General features: G+C 69.2%; 18 protein-coding genes. 14 read left to right on the forward strand and 4 right to left on the reverse strand.

The features are described 5' to 3' along the window. Positions 1–51 precede the first annotated feature (51 nt). Complete coding sequence (locus QZ271_RS09165; RefSeq protein WP_291430733.1) at positions 52–261, reverse strand: hypothetical protein; 210 nt, start codon at positions 259–261, stop codon at positions 52–54. Positions 262–732: 471 nt separating this feature from the next. Here QZ271_RS09165 and QZ271_RS09170 point away from each other — a divergent pair, with 471 nt between their 5' ends. The 6 genes from QZ271_RS09170 (at position 733) to rsfS (ending at position 6,700) form a co-directional block, all read left to right on the forward strand. Further along, positions 733–1,638: an acetyltransferase gene (locus tag QZ271_RS09170; RefSeq protein WP_291430735.1), complete on the forward strand. Its 906-nt coding sequence runs from the start codon at positions 733–735 to the stop codon at positions 1,636–1,638. 432 nt (positions 1,639–2,070) lie between these two features. Further along, on the forward strand, positions 2,071–2,901 hold the full coding sequence (gene cdaA / locus QZ271_RS09175; protein WP_291430737.1) for a diadenylate cyclase CdaA: 831 nt from the start codon (positions 2,071–2,073) through the stop codon (positions 2,899–2,901). After that, positions 2,898–3,869 (forward strand): CdaR family protein, encoded by a 972-nt coding sequence (locus QZ271_RS09180; RefSeq protein ID WP_291430738.1) that lies wholly within the window; start codon positions 2,898–2,900, stop codon positions 3,867–3,869. Before cdaA ends, QZ271_RS09180 begins: the two co-directional genes overlap by 4 nt. A 238-nt stretch (positions 3,870–4,107) precedes the next feature. Beyond that, positions 4,108–4,722, forward strand: a complete 615-nt coding sequence (gene yqeK / locus QZ271_RS09185) for a bis(5'-nucleosyl)-tetraphosphatase (symmetrical) YqeK (RefSeq protein ID WP_291430740.1) — start codon at positions 4,108–4,110, stop codon at positions 4,720–4,722. Then, positions 4,719–6,035, forward strand: a complete 1,317-nt coding sequence (locus tag QZ271_RS09190; protein ID WP_291430741.1) for an LCP family protein — start codon at positions 4,719–4,721, stop codon at positions 6,033–6,035. Before yqeK ends, QZ271_RS09190 begins: the two co-directional genes overlap by 4 nt. Before the next feature lie 287 nt (positions 6,036–6,322). Then, the gene (gene rsfS / locus QZ271_RS09195) at positions 6,323–6,700 is read left to right on the forward strand and encodes a ribosome silencing factor (protein ID WP_291430743.1); all 378 of its coding nucleotides are present in this window, start codon (positions 6,323–6,325) and stop codon (positions 6,698–6,700) included. A gap of 136 nt (positions 6,701–6,836) precedes the next feature. On the opposite strand, the gene QZ271_RS09200 is transcribed toward rsfS, so the two are convergent. Further along, a complete protein-coding gene (locus QZ271_RS09200; RefSeq protein WP_291430745.1) occupies positions 6,837–7,325 on the reverse strand; it encodes a DUF3809 domain-containing protein in 489 nt (162 codons plus the stop codon). Positions 7,326–7,350: 25 nt separating this feature from the next. After that, positions 7,351–7,626, reverse strand: coding sequence for a DUF3248 domain-containing protein (locus QZ271_RS09205; RefSeq protein WP_291430747.1), 276 nt, complete (start codon positions 7,624–7,626; stop codon positions 7,351–7,353). Between the two features lie 45 nt (positions 7,627–7,671). Here QZ271_RS09205 and QZ271_RS09210 point away from each other — a divergent pair, with 45 nt between their 5' ends. The 3 genes from QZ271_RS09210 (at position 7,672) to coaD (ending at position 9,306) form a co-directional block, all read left to right on the forward strand. After that, positions 7,672–7,956 carry a hypothetical protein gene (locus QZ271_RS09210; RefSeq protein ID WP_291430749.1) on the forward strand — a complete coding sequence of 95 codons (285 nt, stop codon included), beginning with the start codon at positions 7,672–7,674 and terminating at the stop codon, positions 7,954–7,956. Between the two features lie 204 nt (positions 7,957–8,160). Further along, positions 8,161–8,742 (forward strand): RsmD family RNA methyltransferase, encoded by a 582-nt coding sequence (locus QZ271_RS09215; RefSeq protein ID WP_291430751.1) that lies wholly within the window; start codon positions 8,161–8,163, stop codon positions 8,740–8,742. Between the two features lie 12 nt (positions 8,743–8,754). Beyond that, a complete protein-coding gene (gene coaD, locus QZ271_RS09220) occupies positions 8,755–9,306 on the forward strand; it encodes a pantetheine-phosphate adenylyltransferase (protein WP_291430753.1) in 552 nt (183 codons plus the stop codon). A 197-nt stretch (positions 9,307–9,503) separates the two neighbouring features. On the opposite strand, the gene metK is transcribed toward coaD, so the two are convergent. Further along, positions 9,504–10,715 carry a methionine adenosyltransferase gene (gene metK, locus QZ271_RS09225; RefSeq protein WP_291430791.1) on the reverse strand — a complete coding sequence of 404 codons (1,212 nt, stop codon included), beginning with the start codon at positions 10,713–10,715 and terminating at the stop codon, positions 9,504–9,506. A 392-nt stretch (positions 10,716–11,107) separates the two neighbouring features. Between metK and QZ271_RS09230 the strand changes: the two genes are divergently transcribed. The 5 genes from QZ271_RS09230 (at position 11,108) to argR (ending at position 15,460) form a co-directional block, all read left to right on the forward strand. Continuing rightward, positions 11,108–11,797, forward strand: coding sequence for a response regulator transcription factor (locus tag QZ271_RS09230; protein ID WP_291430754.1), 690 nt, complete (start codon positions 11,108–11,110; stop codon positions 11,795–11,797). After that, entirely contained in the window at positions 11,794–12,786 is a 993-nt protein-coding gene (locus QZ271_RS09235) for an ATP-binding protein (RefSeq protein ID WP_291430756.1), read from the forward strand. The genes QZ271_RS09230 and QZ271_RS09235 overlap by 4 nt, the downstream gene beginning before the upstream one ends. 182 nt (positions 12,787–12,968) lie before the next feature. Further along, positions 12,969–13,613, forward strand: coding sequence for a phosphate signaling complex protein PhoU (gene phoU, locus QZ271_RS09240; RefSeq protein WP_291430758.1), 645 nt, complete (start codon positions 12,969–12,971; stop codon positions 13,611–13,613). 85 nt (positions 13,614–13,698) lie between these two features. After that, positions 13,699–14,961 carry a bifunctional phosphopantothenoylcysteine decarboxylase/phosphopantothenate--cysteine ligase CoaBC gene (gene coaBC / locus QZ271_RS09245; protein WP_291430760.1) on the forward strand — a complete coding sequence of 421 codons (1,263 nt, stop codon included), beginning with the start codon at positions 13,699–13,701 and terminating at the stop codon, positions 14,959–14,961. Between the two features lie 28 nt (positions 14,962–14,989). Further along, positions 14,990–15,460, forward strand: a complete 471-nt coding sequence (gene argR, locus QZ271_RS09250; protein ID WP_291430762.1) for an arginine repressor — start codon at positions 14,990–14,992, stop codon at positions 15,458–15,460. Positions 15,461–15,504: the final 44 nt, after the last annotated feature.

Here is a 15,504-nt window from a genome sequence, read left to right on the forward strand (position 1 = left end):
CCATTCCCGCTCCAACGTACTTTCTTCTGCTCCGCGCTCCGCGCGGTTTATCTACAAGATAAACGCAGTGTACTTAAAGCCAATATGACCGTGCAGTTCGAGGGTGAGGGACTCACCCTCGGTGCGCTGGGCAAACAATTCCCTCCAGACCGCTGCCACCTGTACGCGGAGTTCGGGTGGCGTGTCCGCCGACTGTCGGTCGCCCGTGAGGTCGGTGGGTTCGATGTCCTGACCCTGTGGCGCAAGGTGCACAGTGGACACGGGTTTTCCTGTTCAGCACGTTCGGCCGTGACGTCACGGTTCGCTCACTGCTGCGGGCCTGCAAGGCCCGCTGGGGGATCGAGGTGATTCACCGGTTCTTCAAGCAGAACCTGGGACCGGGACGCTGTTCATTGCCGGAGCATCCAGGCGCAGGAGAACTGGGTGTGGTGCGTGGCGGAGGCCTTTTACGCGGTGTTGCGGGTGCGACGGGAAGCACCGGGAATGACGTGGGGGGCTGCGCAGCGGCAGGCAGCCCTGAATGCGGAAAAGTACGTCCTGACCGGGATGGAACAGGACGGACCCCGCCTCAAGGCCGCGTGACACATCGTCGGTAGGGCAGTGGAACCTCCTGGGATTGATCCGGGACTGCACCGGATCAATGGGAAGCCGTCTGACTTGGCACCGAATCACGCAACAAGTAGGCACACCGGCCACTACTTTGTTTTTCAGTGCGGGCGGTACAGTGTGGGGGTGACTTGGCTGAAGCCGGTGGATGTGGGTCGTGACGCGCAGGCGGCGTACGGTGAGTTCTTGCGGGATCTGGAGGCGCGGCTGGCGGACCCGGGGACGGACCGGTTCGTGCTGGCGCGAGAGGTGCTGTCCGAGGCGATGTACGGCCGGCCCTATGAGGCGCTGCAGGCGGACGCTCCGCTGGCGGCTCTGAATCTGGACGCCCGGAACGTGACCTTCGAGGCGGAGTACTACATGGCGACGGACGCGGAGTTGTTCGGGCGGGTCAAACCGCTGCTGTGGCTGTGGAAGAACCTGGATTTGACGCCGATCGGGCAGAATCCGGTGCTGGGGATTCCGGTGCGGCGGGTGCTGGCGGAACGGATTTTCCGGCGGGTGGGGCGGGATTTCAAGTGCTGGCAGAACGTGGAGTTCAGCGTGGGGTACAACATGGAGGTGGGGGACGATGTGGTCGTTCACCGGCATGTGCTGCTGGATGACATCGGCGGGATCGAGCTGCACGATAATGCCAGCATCAGCGATTACGTGAATGTGTACAGTCATACGCACAGCGTGCTAGACGGTCCGGACGTGACGTTGCGGCGCACGGTGATCGGGCGTGGGGCGCGGATCACGTACCACTCGACGGTCCTGGCGGGCAGTGTGGTGAGTGATGACGCGATGCTGGCGACGCACGCGCTGCTGCGCAGTGATATCCCGCCGCATGGGATTGCGATGGGGGTGCCGGCGCGCACGACGCGCTTCAAGGTGCGCGGGCCGCAGTCGGTGCTGGTGGATTCGCGGTCGCTGGTGCGCGTGCCGGACCGGAAGGCGAATCCGGAGTTTCCGGAGGCCACGCCGAACCAGACGCGCGTGGCAGCCGAGGATGAACTGTCGGGCCGCACGGTGGTGACCGGGGAACGCTGAGCAGACAGACACGAGCGGGTGGGAGATGGCAATCAGCGGGTGTCTGCCACCTCTCTCTTTACACCTCCTGCGAAAGTTCATCTGCTTCTTGAACCTGCACCCGGATTCTTCCTCGCAGACAGCGAAAGCGGAAAGGCGGGACGGCCTGAAAACCACTTTCGCAGGAGGTCTTTTGGTTCCTGTGGAGTCCGATTGAATGGTTCCCAAAGCCGGTCAAGCTGGGCGGAGCAGGTGGGAGGAACGCGGACTGTCGGGCGCGCAGCTGGCCACCCGGCGCACGGGCGGATTGTGAACGAAACGGACGGTCGTCGGTCGCTGCTGCCCACGCCACGGCGGTGTGGTGTGCGGGCCGCTGGGGCTGAACACCGTATAGTGGGCGCGCAACGACTTTCGTTTTTCGTCCCGTTTTTTGAAAGGAGCGCCGTTCAAGTCATGCCCACCCCGTTCGGTCAGGTGAATGTCCGGGATGTTCTGGACATCCTGCTGGTCACGTTCCTGGTGTACCAGGCGTACCTGCTGGTGGAGGGAACGCGGGCGGTGAACGTGGTGCGCGGCATTCTGGTGTTCGCGGGCGTGTGGGTCGCGGCGCAGGTGCTGAACCTGCCGACCCTGAGCTACCTGCTGGGCCGGGCGGGAACGGTGGGGATCTTCGCGCTGGTGGTGCTGTTTCAACCGGAGTTACGGGCGGCGCTGGAGCGGGTGGGGCGGCCGCGCGGGCGGGACAGCGGGGCAAGCGGCGCGGCGTTGCAGGATCTGGCGCGGGCCATGGAGCGTCTCGCGGAACGTAAGACCGGGGCGCTGATCGCGATCGAGCGGCGTACGCCTCTGGGGGAGTACGCGGCGACGGGCGTGTCGCTGGACGCGCTGGTCAGCGTGCCGTTTCTGGAGGCGTTGTTCGCGCGGAACGCGCCGCTGCATGACGGGGGCGTGATCATTCAGGGCTCGCGGGTCATCTCGGCGGGGTGCCTGTTTCCGTTGCAGTCAAGTGACGGCACGTACCGGCGCTACGGCACGCGCCACCGCGCGGCGATTGGCCTGTCGGAATTGACGGACGCGGTGGTGCTGGTGGTCAGTGAGGAGCGGGGCAGCATGAGGATCGCGTTGACGGGGCGGCTGGGTCCGGACCTGAACGGCACGGAGTTAAGGGAGCAGTTGCGGGCCCTGGTCTACGACCGGGCGGCGTTCATGCCAGCCGGGGAATCGGCGCTGGACCCGGATGAGCGTGGTGCCGAGGCTCCCAGTCCGGGCCGGGAGACACCGTGAGGGCCGGGGCTGATCTGGCGGCGCGGGTGCGGCGTTGGCTGGACCCGCGTCACGCCTGGGCACGCGGCACGCACAACCTGGGGTTGAAGTTGCTCGCACTGGGCGTGTCCCTGACGCTGTGGGTGGTGGCGACCACGGACCGGCGCGCGAACGTCGAGCAGGGATTCAACGTGCCGGTGTCCGTGCGTGACACGACCGGCAGCGGTGATGAAAAGCGCGCCACGAGTGACCTGAGCCCGGCGTCGGTGCGGGTGACGTTGTGGGGCAGCCCGGACCGGCTGCGGGAACTGCAACCCGAGAACATCGAGGCGATCGTGGACGTGACGGGCGTGCCCGAGGGGAGTTTCACGCAGCCCGTGACGGTCACGGCCCCCAGCGGAACCGAGGTGCGCCGGCAGACGCCCGCGCGGGTCCAGGGGTTCCTGGATACGCAGGTGACGCGCACACTGCCGGTCACACTGAGCGTGGCGTCGCCACCCGAGACGAGCGTGCCCCGGTACGTGGTCTCGCCGGCCGAAGCGCAGGTGTCCGGGCCGGGCCGCGTGGTGTCCACCGTGACGCGCGTGGTGACCAGTCCGGCGGCCCTGGCGGCGGGGGCCGAGCGGGAGGTGCCGCTGGTCGTGCTGGACGACGCGGGCCTGCCGGTCGGTGGGGTCAAGGCCACGCCGTCCACCGTGACGGTGCGCCGCCTGGATACCGGGGAACTGCCGGTCAAGACGGTGCGGGTGGTGCTCAATGAGCCGCCGGCGACGCTGCGGGTCACCTCAGTCAGCGTGCAGCCCAGCACCGTGCGGGTGGTCGCCGCCCCGGAACTCCTCGGGCGACTGCGTGAGGTGGGGGGAACCGTCACCTACCGCCCCGGGACGTACACGGCCGCCGTGAGCCTCTCGATTCCGGCCGGAGCGCAGGCGTTAGAGAACGTCAGCGTGCGCCTCACCGTCGAGGGGGTCAAATCGGCCGCACCGTGAGAGTTTGAGGGGTGTAGGCCTGAACCATCAGCCCTGACCCGGGGTTTGGAAAGCCGTGCTGCCGGAGTCAGCAGCACTCCCGGAGGCTCTGGGTTCCCGCCTGTGTCCGCCCCGGCCAGGAGTTTGTGCAACCTGTTCAGGTCGCAGAGCAGGGCAGAAAGTGACCCGGAGGTCAGCGCGGCTGGGCGTGCAGGGCGTATAGTCAGTTCATGATGTGGAGAACCGGCCACATGCCCCTGTGATCGCCCAGCTTCTCGTACCCCGGCACCCGGTGGCGGAGTGGACCGGGTGGGAAGAACGTGTGCGCCTGATGGTGCGCCCACGCCGCTACGAGCATGTCCTGCGCGTGGCTGAGCTGGCCGCACAGATTGCCCTGGCGAACGGCCTGGACGACATGCGCGCCTACGCCGCCGGGATTCTGCACGACATTGCCCGGGACCTGCCCGACGCCGAGCTGCTGCGTCTCGCCCCGCCCGAGTGCGAGATTGACGCCGGACATCCGCTGGCGCTGCATGGGCGGGCCGCGCGGGTGCTGCTGGAGCGCTGGGGCTATCACGATCAGGTGGTGCTGGAGGCCGTGGAGGACCACACGACCGGGCCGCGCGGCGGGAACCGGGTCGCGGCGTGCGTGTACATCGCGGATGTGTCCGAGCCGGGGCGCGGCGTGAACGCCGACATCCGCGAGCTGGCGCTGCGGGACCTGAACGCCGCGCTGGAACGCGCCATCGTCTCGAAGGTCACGTACCTGCAGGGTCGGGGGATTCCGGTGCATCCGCGGACGTTGCAGGCCTATCACTCGCTGCCCTTCGCCGCTCCACGGGTTCAGCCCCCTCCCCGTCCGCCTCGCCTGTGACGCATACTTCGCGCCTGCGCAGGCTGCGCGCCCTGCAGGCCTTCGGGTTGACCCTGTCCTGCCTGTCACTGGGGGGGTTCGCGCTGCTCAGCGGGGTGGGGCGCACGGTCGCGTCGTCTCTGCTGCCGGGCACGGCGCCGCAGTTCACGGTGCTGATCGCTGGGCGGGACATCGTGTACTGCTACTACCAGCAGCCCTGCAAGGATCAGGACCAGCGGACGGGGCTGGTGCAGCCGCCGAACACGGACACGGTCATGCTGGTCAAGGTGGACGGCGCGCGCGTGCGGGTGCTGAACATCCCGCGTGACACGAACGTCGGCAAGTTCGACCGTGGGCAATCCGTGGCGGCGCAGAAGGTGAACAGTCAGTACTTCTCGGGCGGCCCGCAGGCGCTACAGCGGGCCGTGGAGACCATCACAGGCGAGCGGGTGGACTCATACGTGATCGTCCGCACCGATTACGTCGAGCGGGTCATCGATGCGCTGGGCGGCCTGGACGTGACCGTGCCCGAGGGCGGCATCGAGTGGATCGACCGGGCGGCGGGCGTGAACCTGCAACTGGACGCCGGCCCGCACCACTTGGAAGGCCCGGACGCGGTGCTGTTCCTGCGGGTCCGCAAGGGCTTCGGGGATGACTACGGCCGTATCGATCACCAGAAGCAGGCGCTGACGCAACTGGCGGGACGCCTGAAATCCGCGCGGGGGATCGCGGCCCTCCCCACCATTCTGGGCGGCATCGGGAATGGCGTGGAGACGAACGCTGACCCGAACACCCTGGCGGCCCTGCGGCCGTTCCTGGGTCAACTGAAACTGAGCTTCGCGACGCTGCCCACCGACGAGATTCCGGGTACGTTCAACCTCGCCGTGAACCGCGAGCGGCTGGCCGCACTGTGGGGCGACGCGCCCGCCCCGATCACCGACGCGCCGCGCGTGAAGGTCACGGTCGTGGACGCCAGCGGCGCGGGCCTGGGCGCCGGACTGAAGACCGCCCTGAGTGCGCTGGGCTACGCGGACGTGCAGGTCACGGTCAGGCCAGCCAGTCAGGAGGCCAGTCAGGTGTTCACGCAGCAGGACGTGGCGCAGGCCGGGGCGCTGGCGGAGGTGCTGAACCTGCCGCGCCTGCAGGGCGAGCGCTTCCCGGTCGCGGCGGGCGAGGTGGGCGTCCTGCTGACCCGCGACGCCCAGGAGCACCTGAAGGAACTGGCCGCGCTGGCCGGCACCCCACTGCCCGCCGATCACCCGGTGGCCGAGGACTCCGCGCTGCCGGGCGCGACACCCGAACCGCTGCCCGCCGACGGCCCGCACCGCAACTGATACGGAATTCCGGCGCTGGGCACACCGGGAACAAAGGATGGAAGCTTGACCGGGTGAGCCGCGTTGCCTTCGGCGCGGCGTGTCCCTGTACACTGACCTGTTGCTGCGCCGCCCGCCGCCACGCCCACCCCCCTTGCGCGGGTGGCGGGAACGCTGGCAGGGCCGCGCTCACCGCGTTTCCGGCCTGCGTTTCCGGCTTCCAGCTCTCAGCAGGCGACGGCCCTCTGCCCTCTGCCGCTGGCGGCGCGCGCCTCACGAACCCCACCCCCTGACCCACCGGAGTTTTCATGACACCAGACACCCGTACCCTGACCCAACTGCAAGCCATCGTGGACGCCGCCCGTGAACGCCGCGCCGAGGACGTCACCGTTCTGGACCTGACGGCCGTCAGTTCCACCCTGGAGTACTTCGTGATCTGCACCGCCTCTGCGGGGTTGCAGCTGAACGCCGTGCAGGAGAACATCCGTGAGAAGGCCATGGCCGCCGGCCTGCCCCGTCCCAGTGTGGAGGGTCCCAGCGAACGCTGGCTGCTGCTCGCCTTCGGCGGCGGCATCGTCGTGCACATCATGACCAAGGATGCCCGCGAGTACTACGACCTCGAAGGCCTCTGGAGCGACGCGCGCGCCCTGGACTTCCCGGACGTGCAGGACAGCCCGAAAGCCTGATCCGGCGCGCAGCGGCCCGGCCTCATCCACGCGGTGCAGGCTGGGCGTTGTGCTGGAGGCCAGACGGGCCCTTCAGGCAGACGCACACTTCAGGCAGACGCACACTTCAGGCAGACGCACACTTCAGGCAGGCGCTTCAGGCAGGCGCTTCAGGTGGCGCTTCGGGAAGGGCGGCGCGGATGCTGCCGGGGAGTTCGCGGGCCACGCGGTCCAGGGTGCGGCTGGCGGCGGCGCGGATCATCTTCTCGAAGGCCGCGCCGCCCCAGCCCTGCGCGTCGGGCGTGGCGAGGTGCGCGCGGAACTGAAAGGTGAAGTGCAGGTCCGTGCCCTCCGCGCGGGCCTGCCCGGCGACCTCTACCCAGGCGCGCTCGCCGCTCAGCGCCTGCGGGATCAGGTTCGCGCCGCCTGGCGTGAGGCTCAGGAGGCTGTGAAACGGCAGGTCGGCGTCACCCAGACCCGGCAGCGGCACGACCAGTTCGCCGCGCACGCCGCCCTCGTCTGCGCGCAGGTCGCGCAGGAACCGCAGGCGGCCCAGCGCGCGGGCGGGGTCGCGCACGAACGCCAGGGCGGCGGCGGGAGGGCCGGGGTACGGCAGCGTGAAGATCTGCTCGGCGTCGAAGATCACGCGCCGCTCCGGGGTGGGGCCAGGGTCAGTCCACCCATTCGATCACGATGCGGTCCTCGGCCAGCGCGGCCTGCAATTCGGCGTCCCCGGCGCTGCGTAGCCTTGAGAGGTGCGCGAAGCGGGGAGTGGCCGACGCGAAGCCCAGCCGGACGATCACGTCGTCGCTGGCCTCGTCCTTCCCGATGCGCCAGACCAGCTGCCCGCCCAGCGCCTCCAGCTGACGCAGCAGGCCCGGCGCGACCGGCGCTCGGCCGTCTGCGTTCGGGTCACCGGGCAGGTCAGGGGACAGGTCGGCACTCATGAGGGCCATTGTACGCGGCGGGCCCCGGCGGGTAGAACAGGAACCATGACAGACACCGCCCCGGCCACCCCGCCCACCCACGCGCCCCTCAGCTGGCGCGCTCTGGAAACCCGCGTGGGCCTGGATGACCTGCCCGCCTTTCACCGGGCATTCCTGACGTGGCGCGGCATCGAGGACGCTGCCCACATGCCATTGCGGCGCGTGCAGCAGCGCGTGGAAGCTGAACTGAACCGGCTGGTGCAGGCGGGTCACGCGACCCGCGACGGCGAGGACTGGCACCTGGCCCCGGACGCCCTGAACGGCTTCCCGCAGGCGCTGCCCCTGACCTGAGGAGCAGCCCGTATCCTGTATGGATGACTGCCTCCTTTCTTCCCTGCCCCGCCCGCCCGGCGTCCGTGTGATGCGGATTCCGTCTGTTTCGTTCACAACCCGGAACCACACCGGGTTGCCAACTCCACGCCCGGAATCCTCTTCTCTCCTGCTCGCATCCGCTCGGACTGAACGGTTTTTGCAAACCATTCAATCGGAGTCCGTGTGAGCCTGCGCATTCTGGGCGGCAGTGCCAGGGGCCGCGCGCTGGAAGTGCCGGACAGCGCCCGGCCCAGCGGCGCGCGCATCCGCAAGAGCCTGTTCGACCTGCTGGCCGCCCGCCTGCCCGAAGGGACCTTCCTGGATATGCACGGCGGCAGCGGCGCCATCGGCCTGGAGGCCGCCAGCCGGGGGTACCGCGTGACACTGATCGAGATGGACGGCCGCGCCGTGAAGGCCCTCGAGGCCAACGCCCGCGCGCTGGGCCTGCGTGCCCGCATCCTGAAAGGCGACGCGCAGAGCCTGATGCCCGCACTGGGGCCGTTCGACATCGTGTTCAGCGACCCGCCGTACGACGTGGATATCCCCGCGCTGACCGCGAACCTGCTCTCGCGGAACGTGGTGCGGCCCGGCGGCCTGCTGGTCTGCCAGCACCCGGACCGCACCCGCCTGCCCGACAGGGCCGGGTATACCCGCGAGCTCCGCGAGTACGGCAGTAACAGCCTGACCATCTACGAACGCGACGAGCCGGACGCCGAAGGGCAAGGCGGACTCCACGCGGCGACTGACGCGGCGGAAGTAGGGTAAGGTGACGGGGCTATGAACGCTGTCTTTCCCGGGTCGTTTGACCCCATCACCAGCGGGCACATGGACGTCCTGACGCGCGCCGCGAAGATCTTCGACCGCGTGACGGTCACGGTCATGCACAACGCCCGCAAGCAGGGCCGCCACCTGTTCACGCTGGAGGAACGCATGGACATCCTGCGCGGCGCGACCACGCACCTGCCGAACGTCCGCGTGGACACCTTCGGGGGCCTGCTGGTGGACTACATGGCCCACCAGGAGCCCGGCAGCGTGATCCTGCGCGGCCTGCGGGCGGTCAGCGACTACGAGTACGAGTTGCAGATCGCGCACCTGAACCGACAGATCGGGGACGCCGAGACGGTGTTCATCATGGCCGCCACCCGCTGGAGTTTTGTGAGCAGCTCCATGATCCGCGAGATCGCCAGTTACGGCGGCGACGTGAGCGAGATGGTCCCGCGCGCCAGTGCCGCCGCCCTGCGCCGCCGGCACGCCGAGGCGTATGCCGAACGCGAGGCCGAGAAGCACGAGCACAGCGAGACGCCGCAGCGGGAACAGCCGGGCCACTGATACGGATTCCGATTGATTTGGTGCAGTTCCGGATCAATCCGAGCGGATGCGAGGAGGAAGGGCAGACGCCCCTTCGCGGTATGGAGCCGCAGGCGGTGTCTTCCCGACTGTGGCGGAATGGAGCGGAATCCGTATGACCCCACAGGCAGGGGGCCGGACACGCTAATGATGTCCGGCCCCCTGCCCTTGCCGCGTCGTTACAGCCCTGCGGCGGCTTTCAGGGCTTCTGCGCGGGGTGTCTGCTCCCAGGGGAATTCCGGGCGGCCGAAATGCCCGTACGCGGCGGTCTGCGCGTAGATGGGGCGTTGCAGGTCCAGCTCCGCGATGATCGACTGAGGGCGGGCGTCGAAGTGCGCGGCGATCAGCGCGGCCAGCTGCTCGTCGCTGACGGTGCCGGTGCCGTACGTATCCACGCGCAGGCTGACGGGTCCGGCGCGGCCGATGGCGTACGCGATCTCGACCAGGGCGCGGCGGGCCAGTCCGGCGGCCACGACGTTCTTGGCGATGAAGCGGGCGTAGTAAGCGGCCGAGCGGTCAACCTTGGTGGGGTCCTTGCCGCTGAACGCGCCGCCGCCGTGCGGGACGGCCCCGCCGTAGGTGTCCACGATGATCTTGCGGCCGGTCAGGCCGGTGTCGCCGTGCGGGCCGCCGATAACAAAGCGGCCAGACGGGTTGATGAAGTACTTGGTGTCTTCGGTCAGGTACTCCCCGGGGATCACGGCGCGGATGACGTGTTCAAGCATGTCGGCGCGGATTGTCTCCTGGGTGACCTCTTCACTGTGCTGGGTACTGATGACAACGGTATCCACCAGGGTCTGCGTGGCCTCGTGGGGCTCGCCGTCCCGGACGACCGTGACCTGCGCCTTGGCGTCGGGGCGCAGGTAGGGCAGCGTGCCGTCCTTGCGCAGTTCGGCCAGGCGGCGCGTGAGTTTGTGCGCGAGGCTGATGGGCAGCGGCATCAGTTCCGGGGTTTCGTCCGTGGCGTAGCCGAACATCAGGCCCTGGTCGCCCGCACCGACCCTGGAGTGCGCGTTGGCGGGGTCGGCGCGCTGCTCGGGGGTCATGGCGCGCCACTCCTCGCTGGTATCCACGCCTTCTGCGATCTCGGGGCTCTGCTCGTGAATACTGACGAGCACCGCGCTGTACTCGGCGTCGAAGCCGTAGTTGGCGCGGGTGTACCCGACCTGCTTGACGGCCTCGCGGACGGTTTTCTGCACGTCCACGTGCGCGGTCTCGGCGCGGACCTCGCCCGCCACCACGGCCATGCCGGTGGTCAGGAGGGTCTCGACGGCCACGCGGCTGGTGGGTTCCTGGCGCAGGAACTCGTCGAGGATGCTGTCTGAAATGAAATCGGCGAGCTTGTCAGGGTGCCCTTCGGACACCGATTCCGAGGTGTAGTAGTTGCGCATACTGGGTTTCCGCATACTGGCTCCTTGCGTGCGGGGGGGCGTCTCACAGAACCGCCTGGAGAGGGATGTCGCTGCGGTCCCCGCACGGCGCGGCGCCGCCCGCGCCGGATCAACCGGATACGGGGAGGGCCGCGCTGCGCCGCAGCGTACCGCACCCTGCCAGACCTGAACAGGACGAAAAGGCAGGGTCTGGCCTGATCCGCATTCCGATTAATTCGGGACTGCACCGAGCCAATCCGAGCGGATGTGAGTGGGAACAAGATACGAATTTCGCGGTATGGAGCCGCAGGCGGCGTTTTCGCGACTGTGGCGCAGTGGAACGGCAGTCCGTACGATACGTCGGGCGCGCGGAAGCTGACACGGGCCTGACCGGAGGGCTCAGAATGAGGTCAATGAGCCACGTCGTTGTCATCGAGGATGAGGGAACAGTGCGGGACGTCCTGCGCTTTCACCTGGAGCGCGCGGGGCTCCGGGTCACGGCCCTGGATTCCACGGTGGGCGCCCTGGACGCCCTGAGCGGCGCGGACGCGCTGGTGCTGGACTGGATGCTGCCCGGCGAGAGTGGCCTGGGCTTCCTGCGCCGCCTGCGCGCCGACACGGAACTGCGCCGCCTGCCCGTGCTGATGCTCACCGCCCGCGCCGCCGAGGCCGAACGGGTCGAGGGTCTGGAATCCGGCGCGGACGATTACCTGACCAAACCGTTTTCAGCGGCGGAACTCGTGGCGCGCGTGCGGGCGCTGCTGCGGCGCACGCAGCCGGAAGTGCCGCCCACCATGACGAACGGCCCGCTGACCGTGGATCTGGGGGCCGCCGAGGCCCGCGTGAGCGGCGGCCGGCTGAACCTGACCCGCCGGGAATTCGATCTGCTGGCGTTCCTGACGCAGCATGTGGGCCGGGTGTACTCGCGCACGGAACTGCTGGACCGGGTATGGGGCGCGGACTTCCTGGGCGGCGAGCGCACCGTGGACCAGCACGTGACGCAGCTGCGCGCGCACCTGGGCGACGATCCCAGTCGCCCCGGCTTTCTGGAGACGGTGCGCGGCAAGGGCTACCGCATGCGCCCCTGGACGGACGCCCCATGACGCCCCCCCTGCCCCCGGAAGCCGCGCCCGTGAGCGCCGGGGCCCCTGGTGAACCGGGCGACGCCTGGATTGACGCGCTGCCCCAGGCGGTGCTGCTGACCCGCGCGGGGGTAGTCACGCGCGTGAACGCCTCGGCCGTGCGGCTGTGGGGCGTGCCGCAGGAGCGCGCCTCGGGCCGACCCGTGCTGGAGGTCGTGCGGCGGCACACGCTGGAAACGCTGCTGGAACGCGGCGGAGAACTGGAACTGGAGGTCACGGGCCGCACGCTGCGCTGCACGGCCACCCGCAGCGGCGAATACACGGCGCTGATCGTGGAGGACGTGACCGACTACCGCCGCCGCGAGGCGGAACTGCGCGAGGCGACGGCGGTGCTGTCACACGAGTTCCGCACGCCAGTCGCGGCGCTGCGCGGCGTGCTGGAGGCCCTGGAGTACGACATGCCGCGCGACCTGTCGCAGAACTTCGTGCGGCAGGGCCTACAGGAGACCGAGCGGCTGGCGCGGCTGGTCGAGGACCTCGCGGTGGGGTTCCGGCCCACGCGGGCGCGGACGCTGCCGCTGGCCGAGGCGTTCACGCGCGCCGAGCGGCTGCTGAAAGCGGACCTGGAGGCGCGCGGCGCGGCCGTCACGTTCGGCGGGGACCACCTGGTGCGCGCCGATCCCGACAAGCTGCTCCAGGTGCTGCTGAACCTGATCGAGAACGCCCTGAAGTACGGCCCGGCGGGGCAGCACGTCGAAGTTGTTACGGCCGAGCGGGGCACCTGGGTGGAAGTCAGCGTGCTCGACCAGGGCACCCCGATTCCCGATACCGAGAACCTGTTCCGGGCGCACACGCGGGGCCGCGCGGCGACCGGGCAGGGCAGCGGCATGGGGCTGTACATCGTCCGCTCCATCGTGCAGGGCTGGGGCGGGCAGGCATGGGCGGAGCGGCGCGGCGACACGAACGCCTTCTGCTTCACGCTGCCCGGCGTGGGGGGCCTGGGCCTGTAGGGTGCCGCCCCCGCCTAGTCTGCACCGCCCCCCGCTCGCACCGTGCTCATCTGGCCCACACTGCGCCCGTCTGACCCACACCGGTCCGTCTGGACGGTGCTCACCCATCTGACCCACCCCCACTGACGACCCTCTGACACGCTGTCCCCCGCGGAGTGGTACGTTCATGAACAGGAGTCCCCATGCGTGAAGCCCTTGAAAACGATTTGCGTGCTGTCCTGAACGGCGCCCTGAACATGCTCGGCACGGTCGAGCGGATGCTGCCCGTGGCGGCCGATGTGCTGCTGCGTGAGAACGTGGACCGCCTGGCGGAAGTCAAGGCGCTGGACCGCGAGGTAGACGCGCAGGAGGCTCAGATCGAAGCCGAGTGCCTGCGGATCATCGCGCTGCACCAGCCGGTCGCGCGTGACCTGCGGATGGTCGCCCTGATCCTCAAGAGCCTCAGCGATATCGAGCGGATGGGCGATTACGTGGTTCATGTGGCCGTGGACGGCTCGGAACTCGCGCAGGCGCCGGCGCTCAAGCGGTACGTGAACCTCTCGCGGATGCTTGAGCGGCTGGGTGAGATGAGCGAGAATCTGCGCACCGCCATCGCGGACCGCGACGTGACGCGCGCCGAGGCGACCGTGCAGATGGACGACGAGGTCGACGACCTGTACGAGCAGATCCAGCGCGAACTGGTCACGTACATGCTCGAAGACCCCCGCAACATCAGCAAGGCGCTGATGCTGATGCGGGTGGGCCGCAGCCTGGAACGCGTGGGTGACCACATGGAGAACGTCGCCGAGCGCGTGCGCTACTGGGTGACCGGGCAGCGCGAAGGCTAAGGGCTGTGTCATCCGGCGCGGGCCACTCTCCAATCAGGAGTGGCCCGTGCCGCTGCCAGGCCCGGCGCGCCCTATGCTGTGGCACGTGAATGCGTTGAAGTCCGGGCCGACCGTGCTGGTGATCGTGGGTGGGAGCGTGGCGGCCGTGAAGGCCCCGTCCGTGCTGCGGCGACTGCGTGAGCGCGGGGCGGCGGTACAGGTGATTGCCACGCGCGCGGCGCTGGCCTTCATCACGGAACTGAGCCTCAGCACGGCGGCGGACGGCCCGGTCGGCACAGACGCGCACTGGTTCGAGGCCCGGCCGGACGCGCTGCACCTGACGCTGGCGCGGGCGGACGTGACGGTGGTGGTGGGCGCGTCGGCGCAGCTCCTGGCGGGCGCGGCGCACGGGCACGCGAATGAGCTGGCGCTGGCGACGCTGCTGAGCGTGCGTGGGCCGGTGCTGTGGGTGCCCGCTATGAACGAGCGGATGTGGACTCACCCGGCGGTGCAGGCGAACGCGGCCACCCTGCGCGGCTGGGGGCACAGGTTCCTGGGGCCGGAGGTCGGGGCCTTCGGCACGCACGGCGAGGGCCGCGGCGTGGGCCGCATGAGCGAGCCGGACGATATTGCCCACGCGGCGCTGGCACTGCTGGGCGCTGACAGTTCCCCCGCCCCGGTGCGGGACCTGGAGGGCGTGCAGGTGGTCGTGTCGGCGGGACCGACCCGCGAGTACCTGGACCCGGTGCGGTTCATCAGTAACCCGTCGAGCGGGAAGATGGGCTTCGCGGTGGCCGAGGAGGCCCGCGACCGGGGGGCGGCCGTGACGCTGGTGACCGGCCCGGTGAACCTGCCTGACCCGGCGGGCATGCGGGTGGTGCGGATCGAGTCGGCGCTGCAACTGCGGGACGCGGTGGTAGAGGCCGCGCGCACGGCGGGCATCGTGGTGATGACGGCGGCGGTCGCGGACTACCGCGCGGCCACGCTGAGCGGCGAGAAGCAGGCGAAGGTGGCCGGGGACGTGACGGTGCACCTGACGCCGAATCCGGACATCCTGGCGCAACTGGGGCAGGAGAAGGGCGACCGGGTGCTCGTGGGCTTCGCCATGGAAACGCACGCGGGCGTGGAGCGCGCGGCCCTCAAGGCGCAGCGCAAGAACGCGGATTTCATCCTGCTGAACTACCCGACGCGCGAGGGCACGGCGTTCGGCGGGGATGACAATCAGGTGACGCTGGTGCGCCCGGACGGTTCGCACGATGACTGGCCGCGCGTCAGCAAGCGCGAGGTGGCCCGGCGGCTGCTGAACGAGGCGGCGGGGCGACTGCCGGGTCGTCAGGCGGCGCTGCCCACCACCGCGCCCATTGAATAATTCACCCCTTATGCATACCATGGGAGGAATGCCGGGACCGCTGAGCAAGGAACAACGTCAGAAACGAATTCAGGACATCATCGCCAGAGAAAGCGTCAGCACCCAGGGTGAACTGGTCGAACGTCTCCGTCAGGGCGGCATCCGCGTCACGCAGGCCACCGTCAGCCGCGATATCAACGAACTGCGCCTCGTGCGCCTCCCGGTCGGCAAGGGCCGCCACCGCTACGCCCTGGCGCAGACGACCGGGCACACCGACGCCCTGGAGGAACTGACCCGCCTGTTCCAGAACTTCGTGCACGACGTGGACCGGGGCGAGAACATGCTGGTCATCCGCACCGCCGAGGGGCACGCCAGCGGTGTGGCGCTGCTGCTCGACCGGGTGCGCCGCGACGACATCGTCGGCACCATCGCCGGCGAGGACACCATCTTCGTCGTGGCCCGCACCACCACCGAGGCGGAAAGCATCATGGAAGAATTCCACGCCCTGATGCTGGGATAAGGACCGTGGATAGTTGAAAGTTGATGGTTGATAGAGAGGCGGCG

This window comes from Deinococcus sp. (assembly GCF_018260555.1).
Lineage (GTDB): Bacteria > Deinococcota > Deinococci > Deinococcales > Deinococcaceae > Deinococcus.

Bases quoted from the DNA above. Each gene is read 5' to 3' on its own strand.
- cdaA (WP_291430737.1), top strand. From the start codon at position 2,071: ATGCCCACCCCGTTCGGTCAGGTGAATGTCCGGGATGTTCTGGACATC.
- rsfS (WP_291430743.1), top strand. From the start codon at position 6,323: ATGACACCAGACACCCGTACCCTGACCCAACTGCAAGCCATCGTGGAC.
- QZ271_RS09205 (WP_291430747.1), bottom strand. From the start codon at position 7,626: ATGAGTGCCGACCTGTCCCCTGACCTGCCCGGTGACCCGAACGCAGAC.
- QZ271_RS09210 (WP_291430749.1), top strand. From the start codon at position 7,672: ATGACAGACACCGCCCCGGCCACCCCGCCCACCCACGCGCCCCTCAGC.
- coaD (WP_291430753.1), top strand. From the start codon at position 8,755: ATGAACGCTGTCTTTCCCGGGTCGTTTGACCCCATCACCAGCGGGCAC.
- metK (WP_291430791.1), bottom strand. From the start codon at position 10,715: ATGCGCAACTACTACACCTCGGAATCGGTGTCCGAAGGGCACCCTGAC.
- QZ271_RS09230 (WP_291430754.1), top strand. From the start codon at position 11,108: ATGAGCCACGTCGTTGTCATCGAGGATGAGGGAACAGTGCGGGACGTC.
- QZ271_RS09235 (WP_291430756.1), top strand. From the start codon at position 11,794: ATGACGCCCCCCCTGCCCCCGGAAGCCGCGCCCGTGAGCGCCGGGGCC.
- phoU (WP_291430758.1), top strand. From the start codon at position 12,969: ATGCGTGAAGCCCTTGAAAACGATTTGCGTGCTGTCCTGAACGGCGCC.
- argR (WP_291430762.1), top strand. From the start codon at position 14,990: ATGCCGGGACCGCTGAGCAAGGAACAACGTCAGAAACGAATTCAGGAC.